Source organism: Phycicoccus endophyticus (assembly GCF_011326735.1).
GTDB lineage: Bacteria > Actinomycetota > Actinomycetes > Actinomycetales > Dermatophilaceae > Phycicoccus > Phycicoccus endophyticus.
This window is the reverse complement of sequence record NZ_JAANCN010000019.1, coordinates 1-14,420: the sequence shown is the minus strand read 5'-3', so window position 1 is coordinate 14,420 and position 14,420 is coordinate 1. Positions and strand designations below refer to the sequence as shown.

Sequence of the window (14,420 nt, the reverse complement as noted above, 5' to 3'; positions counted from 1 at the left end):
AGGTATGATCTTCACATGAGCGACCCCGAGAGCGCCGACTGCCTCCTGCTCGGTGACATCGTCGGCTCGCGCAGCGCCCCGGACCGCCGGCAGGTGCACGCGGCGCTCACCGAGGCGCTGGCCGCGGTGGAGCGTGCCCTGCCCTCCCGGCGGGGCCTCGCGGTGACCGTCGGCGACGAGTTCCAGGGGGCGTACGCCGCCCTCGGTGACGCGCTCGAGGTCGCCCTGCGGGTCCGCCTGCTCCTCCTGCCGGACGTCGACGTCCGGCTCGGCATCGGCCGGGGGGGAGCGAGCGTGCTCGACGCCGGCCGCGGGGTCGAGGACGGGCCGGGATGGTGGGCGGCCCGCGAGGCCCTGGAGGCGGTCGAGGAGCGCGCCGGGCATGCCGCCACCCGACTGCTGCGCACCGCCCACCGGGACCCCGCGGCGGCACCCGGCCACGTCGAGGCGGTCAACGCCGCCCTGCTGTGTCGGGACCATCTGGTTGGCTCTCTCTCGGACCGGTCACTGCGACTGCTGAGAGGGCTGATGGACCCCGACACCACCCAGGCCGAGCTCGCCGCGCGCGAGGGGGTCAGCGCGTCCGCGGTCTCCCAGCGGGTCCGTGCCGACGGCATCGGTGCGGTCCTCGCGGCCCAGGCGCTCCTGCGGGAGCTGCCGTGACCTGGCTCGGTGTCTGGCTCGTCGGGGTCGGGCTCGCCGACCTGGTGCGGGCGAGCCCGCGGCCGGCGGCCGGCCGCTGGGCTCCGGCGCTCGGCGTGGCGGCGATGCTCGTCACCGGTGCGGCGGCCGGCCTCCTCGGTGCGGTCGACCTCGTCGTCGCCGTGGGGGCCGCCCTCGCGCTCGTGCTCTGGGTGCGCTGGTCGCAGGAGGCGCTGGGGTCCGGTCGCGGGCACGCGGCCGCCCTGTGCTCGCTCGCCGCAGGCGCCGCGTGGCTGGTCGCCCTCTCCGGCTGGGCCTCGGCGCCCGGTGGGGTGCTCGGGCGCTGGCTGGCGTGGGCGCAGCTGCCGGCGGCCGCTGCGGGCGCCGACCCGGGGCGGGTGCTGCTCGTCACCGGCCTGGTCCTGGCCAACCTCGCCACGGGCAACGTCATCGTCCGCCTCGTCCTCGTGAGCATCGGGGCCCTGCGCCCCGCCCGCCCCACCCTCCCGGTGGGTGGGCCCGAGCCCGCCGAGCAGCTGCGCGGGGGCCGGCTGCTCGGCCCCATGGAGCGCGTGCTCGTCCTCGGGCTCGGCCTCGCCGGCCAGCTGACCGCGGCCGGGCTCGTCATCGCCGCCAAGGGGCTGATCCGCTTCCCCGAGCTGCAGGCCACCCGCAGCGAGCGCGAGTCGGTCGACGGCCTCGGGATCGACGCGGTCACCGAGTACTTCCTCGTCGGCTCGTTCGTCTCGTGGCTGGTCGCCCTGGCCAGCCTGGCGCTCAGCCGCTGAGCGTGCTCACGCCTCGATGATCCGCCCGCGCCACTCGTCGGGGAAGTCGGCGCTCGTGTTCCCCGCAAGCAGGAGCCGGTAGGTCATCGCCGCGGCCTCCTCGAGGTTGAGTGCGCGGCGCAGCGCCATCGGCACCGAGTCGCCGAGGGCGGAGCAGCCGTGGTGGGCGAGCACGACGGCGTCGTGCTCGCGGGCGGCCTCGGCGGCGGCGTCGGCGAGCTCCGCCGAGCCGGAGGGCAGGAACGGCACCCGCCCGGCCGAGCCGAGGTAGTACTGGTGGTCCAGGGTCGTGAACCGGATCGGGGCCCCGAGGAGGTCGACGAGCAGCACGTGCTGGGGGTGCAGGTGGACGATGGCGGTCACGTCCGGGCGCACCGCGTAGGTGCGCTGGTGCAGCTGCCACTCCACCGAGGGGCGCGCGGCGCCGCCGACGTGCTCGCCCCCCAGGGTCAGCTCGGCGAAGTCGGCCGGCTCGAGGCGGTCCAGCCAGGTGCCCGTGGCGGTGACGGCGAACCGGTCGGTCCCGGGCAGACGGGCCGAGAGGTTGCCGCCGCTGGCCTGCACCAGACCCCGCGCGACGACGTGTCGCCCGGCGTCGAGGAGCTGCTCGAGGACCTCGGCACGACCCATGCTCACGACCCGATCATGGCGCATGCGCGCGACGCCGCACCCTCCAGGGTGCGGCGTCGCGGCGACCGGGGAGCGCTCAGGCGTGCGCCGGCTCGGCGGACTCGGCGGTCTCGCCGGAGATGACGCGCTGACCGCCGGTGTGGCTCACCGAGATCTTGCGCGGCTTGGCCTCCTCGGCGACCGGGATGCTCAGGGTGAGCACACCGTCGGCGTACTCCGCCTCGATGCGGTCCGAGGCGACGCCGTAGCCGAGGGTCAGCTGCCGGGCGAAGGTGCCCGAGGGGCGCTCGTGGGAGAGCCACTGGACGTCCTCGTCGGTCGCCTCACGGCGCTCGGCGCGGATGGTCAGGGTGCGGTCCTCGACGTCGACGTCGATCGAGGAGGGGTCCACGCCGGGCAGGTCCACCTTGGCGACGAAGCTCTCGCCGGTGCGGAAGAGGTCCATCGGCATCGCCGCGGTCGCCGGGCGGAAGGTGCCGGTGAGCATGCGGTCGAGGTCGCGGAACGGGTCGAAGGTCGTGGCCATCGTTGATACCTCCATGAGCTCGGGGCGGTCCACCCGCCCACGGGAACGTGACATGAGTGTCAACGACTCAACTTTAAATCGTGTTCCCGGCTCAGGGCAAGAATCTCAGGGGCGCAGCAGGACCTTGGTCGCCCGCCGCTCGTCCATCGCCGCGTACCCCTTCGCGACCTGCGCGAGCGGCAGCGTGGAGTCGAAGACCCGGCCGGGGTCGATCCGGCCGGACCACACCCGCTCCAGGAGGTCGGGCAGGTAGGCCCGCACCGGGGCGGGCCCGCCGCGCAGCCCGACGTTGCGCCAGAACATGTGCTCCTGGGGCAGCTCGCCGACGTGCGGGAGCCCGACCCAGCCGACCGTCGTGCCGGGCCGGGCACAGCGCAGGGCCTGGGTCACCGACTCGGCGGTGCCGACGCACTCCAGGACGGCGTCGGCACCCACGCCGTCGGTGAGCTCCAGGACCTCCTGCACGCCCTCCTCGCCCCGCTGGGCGACGACGTCCGTGGCGCCGAAGCCGCGGGCGATGGCCTGCCGGTCGGGGTGCCGGCTCATCGCGACGACGCGCTCGGCACCGAGCTCGACGGCCGCGAGCACGCCGCACAGCCCGACCGCGCCGTCGCCGACGACCACGGCGGTCGAGCCCGGACCCACCTCGGCGCACACCGCGGCGTGCCAGCCGGTGGCCATGACGTCCGAGAGCGCGAGCAGGCTCGGGACCAGAGCCTCCTCGGGCGTCCCCGGGGTGGCCACGAGGGTCCCGTCCGCGTTGCGCACCCGGATCAGCTCGGCCTGGCAGCCGTCGTAGCCGGTGCCGTTGACGCAGTTGGCGTGTGCGCCGTGCCGGCAGACCGGGCAGGTGCCGTCGCTCGTGAGGAAGCCCCCGACGACGACCTGGCCGGGGCGGACGGTGCTGACGTCCTCGCCGACGGCCTCGACGACGCCGACGTACTCGTGACCGATCGGGGTGGGCCGGCGGACCTCGGTGACGCCGCGGTAGCGCCAGAGGTCGGAGCCGCAGACGCAGGTGGCGAGCGTCCTCACCACGGCGTCGGTGGGGTCGACCACCGTCGGGTCCGGCCGCTCCTCGTACCGCACGTCCCGGGGGCCGTGGATGATCGCGCCGCGCATGGGGTCTCCTCGTGGTCGGGGGTGTCGGGTCTCACTCCAGCACACCGGCGCCGTGGACGGGCGCGACGGTGCGTAGGGTCGCTGCGTGGGTGAGACCAGCACGGCGTACTTCGAACGGCTCGACGAGACGCGCCTGCGCGCCACCGAGCACACCGGTGGCGCGTGGCGGGAGGACGAGCAGCACATCGCGCCGGCCCTCGGCCTGCTCGCGCACCTCGTGGAGCGCGACCACGCCGCCCGCCGGGAGGACCGCCTCGTCCTCGCCCGGCTCTCCTACGACATCCTCGGCACCGTGCCGGTCGACGTCGTCGACACCGCGGTCCGGGTGCTCCGGCCGGGCCGGACCATCGAGCTCGTCGAGGCGTCGCTGGCGCACGCCGGGCGGACGGTCGCGACGCTGCGCGCCTGGCTGCTCGCCGAGCGCGACGCCGCCGCCGTGGCCGGAAGTGCCCTGCCCTCGATCCCGCGCCCCGAGGAGCTCTCGGCGTGGGTCCCCGCCGAGACCTGGCCGGGCGGGTTCATCCGCTCGGTCGAGGTGCGCCGGCACCTCGAGGAGCCGGGCCGGGGGTGGTTCTGGGTGCGCACGCCGCTGCCGCTCGTGGCGGGGGAGCCGGTGGGTGCCACGGCACGCCTCGCCGGGCTGCTCGACATCGCCAACGGGATGACCGTGCGCGCCGACCCCGAGCGCGTGCACTTCCCGAACGTCGACCTCACCGCCCACCTGCTGCGCGAGCCGGTCGGGGAGTGGCTCGGGGTCGACACCTCGGTCTCGTTCGGCGCCACCGGGGTCGGCCTGACGAGCAGCCGCCTGCACGACGCGCAAGGCCCGCTGGGCACGCTGGCCCAGTGCCTCACGGTCCGCCCACGCTGACCGGCCACACGAGCGCGGGGCGCCTCCGCTCGCAGCGGAGGCGCCCCGGCGCCGGGTACGGCGTCGATCAGATGTCGAAGTACATCTCGAACTGCCCGTGCCTGATTGTGGGCGTTGGTCGTCGATGGCCGTAGCGCCCTGAACTGCGGAAACACCATTGCGGGCAATGGCCGGCGTTGGTTGTGACTGGAACGTGGCACGGACACTTCACGGAAACACGGGTCAGCGTCTGCCCATTGGAGACCTCGAGCTGGGCTGACGTCGCGCCGCGCTGCTGCTCCAGCGCGGGGACTGCGCACACCGACCTTGGCTAGTCGTCGCCCTCGGGGGGTCTGTTCAACCGGGCGCATTGCGTCGTTCGGTGAGGCACCATGGCGAGGTGAGCTGGGCCGAACTGCGGGAGCGTCTGTGGGTAGGTCTGGTGGGCGTGGCGATGCTGGCGGTCGTGGTCGGCGCGTTCAATTGGTTTGCGTCTACCGCTGACTCTGCCGGGACCGGGCGCATGGAACCCGCGACCGGGTGCGGGGACCAGCCCGACGCGTATGCAACCGATACCGCCACGCAGACGGCGTACGACGAGTGGCTTCGGTGCGCCTACCCCAACGTGCCGTCCTGGCGGCCCCCTGATCCCCAGGGGGACCTGCGCGAGGAGCGGTGGCTCGAGATGAAGGATGCCTGCCGCAGCATCAAAGGGTCAGAGTGCGCGGATGCCGAAGTTGACCAGCTTCTCAACGCTCCCAGTTGAGTGCAGCGGGACCTCGCGCTGGTGCTTGCCGCCTACGCCGATAGGGGTGAGACGTTCCTCGTCGATGAGGCCGGCCAGGTGCTCGGCCCCTGGGTGGTCGAGCGCGCCGTGCGCGATGCTCGCGACAGCGTGCCGGGCCTGCCGGCCGGCCTCCGATTCCACGACCTGCGCCACACGTTCGCGTCTCTGCTCATCGCGGCTGGGCTCGACGTGAAGACCGTCCAGACCCGGATGCGGCACGCGTCGGCGGTCACCACGCTGAACACCTACGGCCACATGTTCCCCGATACCGACGACAAGAGCCGCGACGCCGTAGGTGCGGCATTCGCGGCTCGTCGCGCGGACACTTCCGCGGAAACATCGACGCCCTGACCCACGTTCCGCAGGTCAGGGCGTCGAGTCGATCAGATGTCGAAGTACATCTCGAACTCGTGCGGGTGCGGGCGGAAGCGGATCGGGTCGACCTCGTTGGTGCGCTTCCAGTCGACCCAGGCGTTGATCAGGTCCTCGGTGAAGACGTCGCCCTCGAGGAGGAACTCGTGGTCGGCCTCGAGCGCGTCGAGGACGGCCGGCAGCGAGCCCGGGACCTGCTCGATCGACTCGTGCTCCTCCGGCGGCAGCTCGTAGAGGTCCTTATCGACCGGCTCCGGGGGCTCGATCCGGTTCTTGATCCCGTCGAGACCGGCCATGAGCATCGCGGCGAACGCCAGGTAGGGGTTGCTCGAGGGGTCCGGGACGCGGAACTCGATGCGCTTGGCCTTCGGGCTGTCGCCGGTGATCGGGATGCGGACGCACGCCGAGCGGTTGCGGGCCGAGTACACGAGGTTGACGGGGGCCTCGTAGCCGGGGACCAGCCGGTGGTAGCTGTTGACCGTCGGGTTGGTGAAGGCGAGCACGGCGGGGGCGTGCTTGAGCAGGCCACCGATGTACCAGCGGGCGAGGTCCGAGAGGCCGCCGTAGCCGCGCTCGTCGTAGAACAGCGGCTCGCCGTCCTTCCACAGCGACTGGTGGGTGTGCATGCCCGAGCCGTTGTCACCGAAGATCGGCTTGGGCATGAAGGTCGCGGTCTTGCCCAGGCCCCAGACGGTGTTCTTCACGACGTACTTGAACTTCATGATGTCGTCGCCGGCCGAGAGCAGGGTGTTGAACCGGAAGTTGATCTCCTGCTGGCCCGCGGTGCCGACCTCGTGGTGGCTGCGCTCGACCTCGATCCCGACCTCGGCGAGGTTGAGGCAGATCTTGTCGCGGGTGTCGGCGAAGTGGTCCACCGGGGGGACGGGGAAGTAGCCGCCCTTGTAGCGCGTCTTGTACCCGCGGTTGCCGCCCTCCTCGGCGCGGCCGGTGTTCCAGGCCGCCTCGACGGAGTCGATGAAGTAGTAGCCGGCGCTCTGCTTGGTCTCGAAGCGGACGTCGTCGAAGATGTAGAACTCGGCCTCGGCGCCCATGAACGCGGTGTCGGCGATGCCGGTCGACTTCAGGTAGGCCTCGGCCTTGGCGGCGATGTTGCGCGGGTCGCGGCCGTACGGCTCCCCGGTGAAGGGGTCGACGATGCTGAAGTTCATCACGAGGGTCTTCTCGTCCCGGAAGGGGTCGAGGTAGGCGGTCGTGGGGTCGGGGATGAGCTTCATGTCGGACTCGTGGATGGCCTGGAAGCCGCGGATCGAGGACCCGTCGAACATCTGGCCGTTGGTGAAGAAGTCCTTGTCGACCGTCGCCGCCGGCACGTTGAAGTGCTGCATGACGCCTGGCAGGTCGCAGAACCGGATGTCGACGAACTTGACGTCCTCGGCCGAGATGAAGGCGAGGACCTCGTCAGCGGAGCTGAACACTGTGTTGAACCTCCTGGTTCGGTTCCGGGGCTTGGGCCAGCCCGGGGGCGTTGCCGGCGACGCTAGGGCGCAGCGGTTTCCCGGCCGTCACCCGGATGTTTCGCCGGGGTAACGCACGGCACCGTATCAAGACGTGGACGTGCTGCCCGATGCCCGGACGCAGGGTGGACGGTCCCCGGCGTCGCCGGCCGGTCCGCTCGCGCACCGCCTGGGCGAGCCCGCTTCGGTGGCCGACCCCTAGGCTGTCCCCGTGCCGTCCGCCGACCCCGCACCCCGGTCCTCGCCGACCGCGGAGCGGGCGACCCTCTCGCGGCGCTTCGCCGGCTTCGTCCTCGACTGGGTGCTCGCCGCCCTGGTGACCTTCCTCCTGCTCCCCTACGACCTGGTCCTCGAGCCGGGCGAGCAGCCGCCCGTCGTCCTCGGCGTGCCGGAGAGCTCCTGGGCGGTCCTCGGGATCTTCGTCGTCCTCAACGTCGTGCTCGTCTCGCTCACCGGCTCCACGCTCGGGCACCGGCTGCTCGGGCTACAGGTGTGGCAGGTGCGGCGGTGGCCCTTCCCGGTCCAGGTCCTCGTCCGCTCCGTGCTCGCCGGGCTCGTCGTGCCGGCCGTGGTGACCGTCGGCGGGCGCGGGCTGCACGACCTCGCCGCCGGCACCCGGACCGTGCGGGTGCGCCGCTCGGGCTGATCCGCCGCGGCGGGCAGCGTGCGGGTCAGCGCCCCCGCATCGCCTTGCGGTCCATGCGCACCTTCGTCGGGTCCACACCCTTGGGGATCGGCGGGCGCAGCCCCCCGAGCGAGGTGAGGCGCTTGTTGACGACGGCCACCTCGGCCTTGGTGAGCACCGGGCGCATCTTGGTCAGCTTGCCGGACAGCTTGCGCACCGGGACCTGGTCCGCGCCGTCACCGACGGTCCACAGGTGGACCGGGACCCCCGGGGCGACCCGGGCGACCTTCTTCTCCTCCTGCTTGAGCAGCCTTGCCACCCGGCCCGCGGGGCCCTCCCCGATGAGGACGATGCCGGGACGGCCGAGCGCCCGGAAGACCATCGCCGCCCCGACCATGTCCTGGGGCCGGGTGCCCCGTGCGCCGTCCATGGCGACCGGCTCCTGGGCGGCGTACCAGCCCCGCTTGCCCATGCCGGTCAAGGCCGCGCCGGCCGCGCCGACCTGCCCCTCGAGGGCGTTGTACATCGCGGTGTTCCCCCGCCGGTTCATGACCACCGTCGCGGCGAGCAGCGCCGACGGGACGGCGACGATGACGCCGTACCACAGCCAGCCACCACCGATGACGGCGCCGACGGCGATGATGACCGCCGCGGTCGCCAGCGCGACGCCGAGCATCCACCACCCGAGACGCGGGTCGAGCGACTTGATCGCGCGGTAGGCCTGCCGGATCTCGGCGATGCGGCCCTGCTTCTTCTCGGGTGCGTCGGACACGGGGGAGCTGCTCCTGGTCGGGGGTGCGCCCACGGTCGCGCGGGCGCAGCCCTCAGGATACGGTGCGCGCCCCCCGGGCCACCAACGACGCCGCCTCCTGCCGGGCCGGGTCCGAGGCGGCCTGCGCCAGGTGGGCCAGGTGTGCCGGGATCGGCCGTCCCCAGCGGGTCATGGCCGTCGCCCACAGCCGGCCGGCCCGGTAGGAGGAGCGCACGAGCGGCCCCGCCATGACGCCCTTGAAGCCGGTCTCCTGGGCCACCTCACTCCAGTGGACGAACTCCTCGGGCTTGACCCACCGGTCGATCGGGTGGTGGGTCGGGGAGGGGCGCAGGTACTGCGTGATGGTCAGGATGTCGCAGCCCGCGTCGTGCAGGTCGCGGATGGCCTCCTCGACCTCGTGGTCCTCCTCGCCCATCCCGAGGATGAGGTTGGACTTGGTGACCAGGCCCGCGTCGCGCGCCATGGTGAGCACGCGCAGGGACTTCTCGTAGGTGAACGCGGGACGGATCCGGCGGAAGATGCGCGGCACCGTCTCGAGGTTGTGGGCGAAGACCTCGGGACGGGCGTCGAAGACCTGGCCGACGAGCTCGGGCCGGGCACCGAAGTCGGGCGGGAGGATCTCGACGCCGGTGTTCGGGTTGAGCGCGTGGATCTGGCGGATCGTCTCGGCGTAGAGCCCGGCGGCTCCGTCGGGGCGGTCGTCCCGGGCGACGCCGGTGACCGTGGCGTAGCGCAGGCCCATCGCGGCGACCGACTCGGCGACCTTGCGGGGCTCCTCGGGGTCCAGCGGCTGGGGACGGCCGCTGGCGATGTCGCAGAAGTCGCAGCGGCGGGTGCAGGTGTCCCCGCCGATGAGGAAGGTCGCCTCGCGGTCCTCCCAGCACTCGAAGATGTTCGGGCAGCCGGCCTCCTGGCACACGGTGTGCAGACCCTGGCCCTTGACCATGGCGTGGATCTGGGAGTACTCCGGACCGATCCGCGCGGTCGTGCGGATCCACTCCGGCTTGCGCTCGATCGGCGTCTCGGCGTTGCGCGCCTCGACCCGCAGCAGACGGCGTCCCTCGGGTGCGACAGTCACGCGCTCCAGCGTACGCGCCGCCACCGGCAGCGTCCGGGGGCGGCCTCAGGCGCGGCCGAGGACGTCGGCGAGGTGCTTCTCGGCGTACGGCAGGACGTCCTGGACGGTGACGGTGCGCCCGGCCTCCCGGCTCAGCGAGGAGACGCCGGCGTCGGCGATGCCGCACGGGATGATCGCGTCGGCCCAGGACAGGTCGGCGTCGCAGTTGAGGGCGAACCCGTGCATCGTCACCCGCTTGCTCACCCGGACCCCGATGGCCCCGAGCTTGCGGTCGGGTCCGGCCTCGTCGGCGAGCACCCACACGCCGCTGCGCCCCTCGACCCGGACGGTCTCGACGCCGAAGTCGGCGCAGACGCGGATCATGACCTCCTCGAGCCGCCGGACGTGCGCGACGACGTCGATCGGGACCTCGGGCAGGCGCACGATGGGGTAGCCGACGAGCTGCCCGGGACCGTGCCAGGTGATCTTGCCCCCGCGGTCGACGTCGATGACCGGCGTGCCGTCGCTCGGCCGTTCGTGGGGCTCGGTGCGCTTGCCCGCGGTGTAGACCGGGACGTGCTCGAGCAGGAGGGTGGTGTCGCCGAGCGAGCCGTCGACGACCTGCGCGTGGACCTCGCGCTGGGTCGCCCACGCCTGCTCGTAGTCGACGAGGTCGGGGGCGAAGCCGAGGTGGACGAACCGCATGGGACAACGGTACGCCGCCGGCGGTGTCGAAGGTGTGCGGGAGCACCCGCCCGACCTGCCTAGGCTGGGGGCATGGCGGAGGGTCGCACGCAGAGCTCGGATGCCCGCACGAACGCGCGCGCGGCGGCCCGCCGGCCCCGGTGGGCGCTGCTCGGTGCGGCGCTCGTCATCCTCGGGTGGCTGGTGGTCGGGGGCCTCGGCGGGCAGGCCCAGGGGCGGCTGTCGGGGGTGCAGTCCAACGACAACGCGACCTTCCTGCCCGAGAACGCCGAGTCCACGCTCGTCTCCCACGCCGTCGAGGGCTTCAGCGACAGCACCGAGCTGCCCTACCTCGTCGTCGTCGACAAGCAGGGCGGCGGGAGCCTGGGGCAGGCCGACCTCGCGGCCGTGCAGCAGTTCGCCGAGCAGGTGCCGGACCTGGCCCTGCCGGGGATCGGTGAGGACGCCACCCTCGGGGACTACCTCGAGGACACCGCGGTGACGCCCGTGCCGTCCGAGGACGGCGAGGCGGTGCTCATCTCGGTGCCGCTCGACGGCGAGCAGGGCACCGAGGCGGCGGGGGAGACCACGGCCCTCGCCGAGGGGGCCACGGCCCTGCGCGAGGCCATCGGCGAGACCCTGGAGCCCGCCGGCCTGCAGGGCTACGTCGGCGGCCCGGGCGGCCTGATCGCGGACTTCTCCGAGGCGTTCGCGGGGATCGACGGGATCCTCCTGCTCGTCGCCCTCGTCGTCGTCCTCGTCATCCTCCTGGTCGTCTACCGCAGCCCCGTCCTGCCGCTCGCCGTGCTCGTGAGCGCCGTGCTCGGGCTCTCGGCGGCCTCGCTCGTGGTCTACCAGCTCGCCAAGAGCGACGTCATCACCCTCTCCGGGCAGTCCCAGGGGATCCTCTTCATCCTCGTCGTCGGCGCGGCCACCGACTACGCCCTGCTGCTCGTCAGCCGGTTCAAGGAGGCCCTGCACGACGAGCCGAGCGCGTGGACGGCCCTCGTGCGGGCCTGGCGGGGGGCGGTCGAGCCGATCGGCGCGTCGGCCGCCACCGTCATCCTCGGTCTGCTCTGCCTGCTGTTCGCGCAGCTGCGCAGCACCTCGGGGCTGGGCCCCGTGGGTGCCCTCGGGATCGCCGGAGCCCTGCTCGCCTCGCTGACCTTCCTTCCCGCGGTGCTCCTTCTCTTCGGTCGCAAGATCTTCTGGCCGTTCGCGCCGCGGGTGGACCACGAGCACGCCGAGGACGTCGTCGGCAGCGCGACCGGCCTGTGGGGGCGGGTCGCCCGGATGGTCGGCAGCCACCCGCGGCGGACCTGGGGGACGACCCTCGTCGTGCTGCTCGCCGCCGCGGCCTTCGTCCCGCAGTTCCGCGCGAGCGGCGCGACCATCGAGGAGACCTTCCTCACCGACGTCGACTCGATCACCGCCCAGGAGGTCCTCGGCGAGCACTTCGCCGCCGGAGCAGCCCAGCCCCTCCAGGTGGTCGTCCCCGAGGGCGACGCCGACGCGGCGCTGGGCGTCGTCACCGGCGACCCCGGCATCGAGACCGCCTACCTCGGCCTCACCCCACCCCAGCCGGGCCAGGAGCAGCAGCCCCCCACGGTCGTCGACGGCGACGTCCTGGTCCAGGCGACGACCACCGACTCGGCCGACAGCGAGGGCGCCGAGGACACGGTGGAGCGGCTGCGCGAGAGCCTGGACGCCGTGAGCACCGACGCGCTCGTCGGGGGCAACGCCGCGGCCAACCTCGACGTGCTCGACGCCAGCTCGCGCGACCTGCGCGTGCTCGTCCCGACGATCCTCGGGGTGATCTTCGTCGTCCTGGCCCTGCTCCTGCGTTCGCTGCTCGCCCCCCTCGTGCTCGTCGTCGGCAACGTCGTCTCCTTCGCGGCGACGATCGGGGTCTCCGCCCTCGTCTTCGACCACGTGCTCGGCTTCACCGGCGGCGACCCGGCCATCCCGCTGTACGGGTTCGTCTTCCTCGTCGCGCTCGGGATCGACTACTCGATCTTCCTCATGACGCGCGTGCGCGAGGAGTCCCTCGCGCGCGGGACGAGGACCGGCGTGCTCGTCGGCCTCGCGGTGACCGGCGGGGTGATCACGAGCGCGGGCATCGTGCTCGCGGCCACCTTCTCGGCGCTGGCGGTGCTGCCGATCCAGTTCCTCGTCCAGATCGCGTTCATCGTCGGGTTCGGGGTGCTCCTGGACACCTTCGTCGTGCGCTCCCTCCTCGTGCCGGCGGTGGCCCACGACCTCGGTCCGCGAGTCTGGTGGCCGGCCCGGCTCGTCGCCGACGGCGGCCGCTCCGGGCCCGGCCGGCACGCCGACGGGCCCCACCCGCCGGCCGACCCGCCGCCGGCCCCGTGACGCGTCAGGGGGAGGGCAGCCTCCGCGGCTCGAGGCGCTCCTCGCCGGCCCGCTCGCCGCGGCGGGTCACGACGTAGGCCCCGGCGCCGTCGCGCTCGGCCACGGCCTCGACGAGCTCGCTTCCGCGGTAGACCAGCCCGACGCCGTCGTCGGTGCAGTGGGTCTCGGGCAGGGTGCCGTCGGCGACGAGCGCGTGGACGAGCGGGCGGCGGCGCTCCTCGGAGTCGTAGTGGACGCCGTTGCCGTAGGGGAGCAGACCGAGGCCGTTGGTCACCGCGCGCAGCTGCGGGCCGAAGGAGTCGGTCGTCCCCCCGAGGTACCAGCAGATCGAGCCGGCCGAGACGCCGGAGAGCACGACGCCGGCCTGCCACGCCGCCCGCATCGCCGGGCGCAGGTCGTGCACGTCCCAGACGGCGAGCAGGTTCGCCACCGAGCCGCCGTTCACCCACACGACGTCGGCGTCGAGCAGGTGGGCGGGGACGTCCTCGAGGTTGGGCATCGGGAAGAGGTCGAGGACGGTGACGTCGAAGCCCGCCACCCGGCCCGCCTCGGTCGCCTCGTGCGAGAACCAGCGCGGGTCGCCGGAGGCGGTGCCCACGAACGTGACGCGGGGGCGGCGCCCGTGCACGCCGGAGAGCTCGACGGCGTGGTGGACGAGCGCGTCGAACTCCATCCGGGTGCGTCGTCCGGGGCGGTAGCCCCCCGAGGTGGCGAGGACGGTCGGGGCGTCTGCGGGCATGCCGCCACCCTAGGGAGCCCTGTGGAAAACCGCGCGGCCGTCTCCCGCCGGTCCGGCACCGTGGACGGATGGAGACCACGGGCGTGCCCACGGTGCCGGGCATCGAGCTCGGCCCGCTGCTCGGCCGCGGCGCGAACAGCGAGGTCTGGGAGGGCGTCGCGCTCGCCGACGGGCGCCGCGTCGCCGTCAAGGTCACCGGGGGCGACCCGGAGGCCGCGGAGGCGGCGGTCCGCGAGGCGGAGGTCTCCGCCCGGGTCGCCCTCGAGCACGTCCTGGCCGTGCAGGCGTGCCTGCCGCTGCCCGGCGGACGGGTCGCCCTCGTCATGCCCCTGATGCGCGGGGGCAGCCTCGCCGCGCTCGTGCGCGCCCGGGGGCACCTCTCGCCCGGCGAGGTCGTCACCGTCCTCGCCCCGCTGGCCGGGGCGCTGGGGCGGCTGCACGGGGCGGGGGTCGTCCACGGCGACGTCTCGCCGGGGAACGTGCTGCTCGACCTCCAGGGCCGGCCCGTCCTGGCCGACCTCGGGCTCGGGCGCCTCGTCGGGGAGGCCCCCGGCGCGGTGTGGGGGACGCCCGGCCACCTCGCGCCGGAGCTGCTCCTCGGGGCCGACCCGGCGCCGGCCACGGACGTCTACGCGCTCGGGGCCCTCGGCTGGCTCGCCCTCGCCGGCGAGGTCCCCGACGCTCCGGGGCTGCGCCCGGCGCTCGCCGAGGTCTCCCGCGCCGGTGCCGGCTCCGAGCAGCTGGTCGCCGTCCTCGAGGAGGCTCTCTGCCCGGAGGCCTCGCAGCGGCCCGGGGCCGACGAGCTCGCCGGGCGGCTCTTCGCCGCCGCCCGGCCGGAGGCGCTGCGCCTCGTCGTCGGGGGTGACGAGGCCACCGCGGTCACCTACCGGCTCCGGGCCGCCGCGGGCCGGCCGCCGCGTCCGGAGGCAGCCCCCGGCGCGCCGCGTGGGCACTCCGGCAGGCACCGCCGGGGTCGCC

General features: G+C 73.7%; 16 protein-coding genes. 8 read left to right on the top strand and 8 right to left on the bottom strand.

Translation table 11 applies throughout. The annotated features are described in order from the left end of the window. The first annotated feature begins 15 nt into the window (after positions 1-15). Entirely contained in the window at positions 16-663 is a 648-nt protein-coding gene (locus G8D98_RS14840; protein ID WP_166105100.1) for a SatD family protein, read from the top strand. Further along, positions 660-1,430, top strand: a complete 771-nt coding sequence (locus tag G8D98_RS14835; protein WP_166105099.1) for a hypothetical protein — start codon at positions 660-662, stop codon at positions 1,428-1,430. The genes G8D98_RS14840 and G8D98_RS14835 overlap by 4 nt, the downstream gene beginning before the upstream one ends. Positions 1,431-1,436: 6 nt before the next feature. Here G8D98_RS14835 and G8D98_RS14830 read toward each other — a convergent pair whose 3' ends face one another. The 3 genes from G8D98_RS14830 to G8D98_RS14820 form a co-directional block, all read right to left on the bottom strand. After that, entirely contained in the window at positions 1,437-2,060 is a 624-nt protein-coding gene (locus G8D98_RS14830) for a class II aldolase/adducin family protein (RefSeq protein WP_166105168.1), read from the bottom strand. Positions 2,061-2,136: 76 nt separating this feature from the next. After that, positions 2,137-2,586 (bottom strand): Hsp20/alpha crystallin family protein, encoded by a 450-nt coding sequence (locus G8D98_RS14825; protein WP_166105165.1) that lies wholly within the window; start codon positions 2,584-2,586, stop codon positions 2,137-2,139. 105 nt (positions 2,587-2,691) lie between these two features. Continuing rightward, positions 2,692-3,708 carry a zinc-dependent alcohol dehydrogenase family protein gene (locus tag G8D98_RS14820; protein ID WP_166105096.1) on the bottom strand — a complete coding sequence of 339 codons (1,017 nt, stop codon included), beginning with the start codon at positions 3,706-3,708 and terminating at the stop codon, positions 2,692-2,694. Positions 3,709-3,793: 85 nt separating this feature from the next. Between G8D98_RS14820 and G8D98_RS14815 the strand changes: the two genes are divergently transcribed. From G8D98_RS14815 to G8D98_RS14805, 3 genes are all read left to right on the top strand, one after another. Continuing rightward, positions 3,794-4,579, top strand: coding sequence for a thioesterase family protein (locus tag G8D98_RS14815; RefSeq protein ID WP_166105093.1), 786 nt, complete (start codon positions 3,794-3,796; stop codon positions 4,577-4,579). A 379-nt stretch (positions 4,580-4,958) separates the two neighbouring features. Beyond that, a complete protein-coding gene (locus G8D98_RS14810; protein WP_166105090.1) occupies positions 4,959-5,324 on the top strand; it encodes a hypothetical protein in 366 nt (121 codons plus the stop codon). Next, complete coding sequence (locus G8D98_RS14805) at positions 5,325-5,696, top strand: tyrosine-type recombinase/integrase (protein WP_166105087.1); 372 nt, start codon at positions 5,325-5,327, stop codon at positions 5,694-5,696. A 32-nt stretch (positions 5,697-5,728) separates the two neighbouring features. Here G8D98_RS14805 and glnA read toward each other — a convergent pair whose 3' ends face one another. Beyond that, on the bottom strand, positions 5,729-7,153 hold the full coding sequence (glnA, locus tag G8D98_RS14800; RefSeq protein WP_166105084.1) for a type I glutamate--ammonia ligase: 1,425 nt from the start codon (positions 7,151-7,153) through the stop codon (positions 5,729-5,731). 250 nt (positions 7,154-7,403) lie between these two features. On the opposite strand from glnA, the gene G8D98_RS14795 reads away from it, so the two are divergent. Further along, entirely contained in the window at positions 7,404-7,838 is a 435-nt protein-coding gene (locus G8D98_RS14795; protein ID WP_166105082.1) for an RDD family protein, read from the top strand. Positions 7,839-7,863: 25 nt separating this feature from the next. Here the strand turns inward: G8D98_RS14795 and G8D98_RS14790 are convergent, their stop codons facing one another. From G8D98_RS14790 to lipB, 3 genes are read right to left on the bottom strand one after another with little or no spacing between them, the layout of a single operon-like run. After that, positions 7,864-8,589, bottom strand: a complete 726-nt coding sequence (locus tag G8D98_RS14790) for a DUF4191 domain-containing protein (RefSeq protein WP_166105079.1) — start codon at positions 8,587-8,589, stop codon at positions 7,864-7,866. Positions 8,590-8,641: 52 nt separating this feature from the next. Further along, a complete protein-coding gene (lipA, locus tag G8D98_RS14785) occupies positions 8,642-9,667 on the bottom strand; it encodes a lipoyl synthase (protein WP_166105077.1) in 1,026 nt (341 codons plus the stop codon). A 45-nt stretch (positions 9,668-9,712) separates the two neighbouring features. After that, the gene (lipB, locus tag G8D98_RS14780; RefSeq protein WP_166105074.1) at positions 9,713-10,351 is read right to left on the bottom strand and encodes a lipoyl(octanoyl) transferase LipB; all 639 of its coding nucleotides are present in this window, start codon (positions 10,349-10,351) and stop codon (positions 9,713-9,715) included. A gap of 72 nt (positions 10,352-10,423) precedes the next feature. Between lipB and G8D98_RS14775 the strand changes: the two genes are divergently transcribed. After that, positions 10,424-12,703: an MMPL family transporter gene (locus G8D98_RS14775; RefSeq protein WP_166105072.1), complete on the top strand. Its 2,280-nt coding sequence runs from the start codon at positions 10,424-10,426 to the stop codon at positions 12,701-12,703. Positions 12,704-12,707: 4 nt separating this feature from the next. Here G8D98_RS14775 and G8D98_RS14770 read toward each other — a convergent pair whose 3' ends face one another. Next, positions 12,708-13,442 (bottom strand): Type 1 glutamine amidotransferase-like domain-containing protein, encoded by a 735-nt coding sequence (locus tag G8D98_RS14770; protein WP_166105068.1) that lies wholly within the window; start codon positions 13,440-13,442, stop codon positions 12,708-12,710. Positions 13,443-13,510: 68 nt separating this feature from the next. Between G8D98_RS14770 and G8D98_RS14765 the strand changes: the two genes are divergently transcribed. Further along, positions 13,511-14,420: serine/threonine-protein kinase (locus G8D98_RS14765; RefSeq protein ID WP_166105065.1), on the top strand; the 910-nt coding region annotated here is incomplete at its 3' end.

What these genes read in the sequence shown, in the direction of transcription:
- G8D98_RS14840 (WP_166105100.1), top strand. Translation starts at nt 16, where the DNA reads ATGAGCGACCCCGAGAGCGCCGACTGCCTCCTGCTCGGTGACATCGTC.
- G8D98_RS14830 (WP_166105168.1), bottom strand. Translation starts at nt 2,060, where the DNA reads ATGGGTCGTGCCGAGGTCCTCGAGCAGCTCCTCGACGCCGGGCGACAC.
- G8D98_RS14825 (WP_166105165.1), bottom strand. Translation starts at nt 2,586, where the DNA reads ATGGCCACGACCTTCGACCCGTTCCGCGACCTCGACCGCATGCTCACC.
- G8D98_RS14820 (WP_166105096.1), bottom strand. Translation starts at nt 3,708, where the DNA reads ATGCGCGGCGCGATCATCCACGGCCCCCGGGACGTGCGGTACGAGGAG.
- lipB (WP_166105074.1), bottom strand. Translation starts at nt 10,351, where the DNA reads ATGCGGTTCGTCCACCTCGGCTTCGCCCCCGACCTCGTCGACTACGAG.
- G8D98_RS14775 (WP_166105072.1), top strand. Translation starts at nt 10,424, where the DNA reads ATGGCGGAGGGTCGCACGCAGAGCTCGGATGCCCGCACGAACGCGCGC.
- G8D98_RS14770 (WP_166105068.1), bottom strand. Translation starts at nt 13,442, where the DNA reads ATGCCCGCAGACGCCCCGACCGTCCTCGCCACCTCGGGGGGCTACCGC.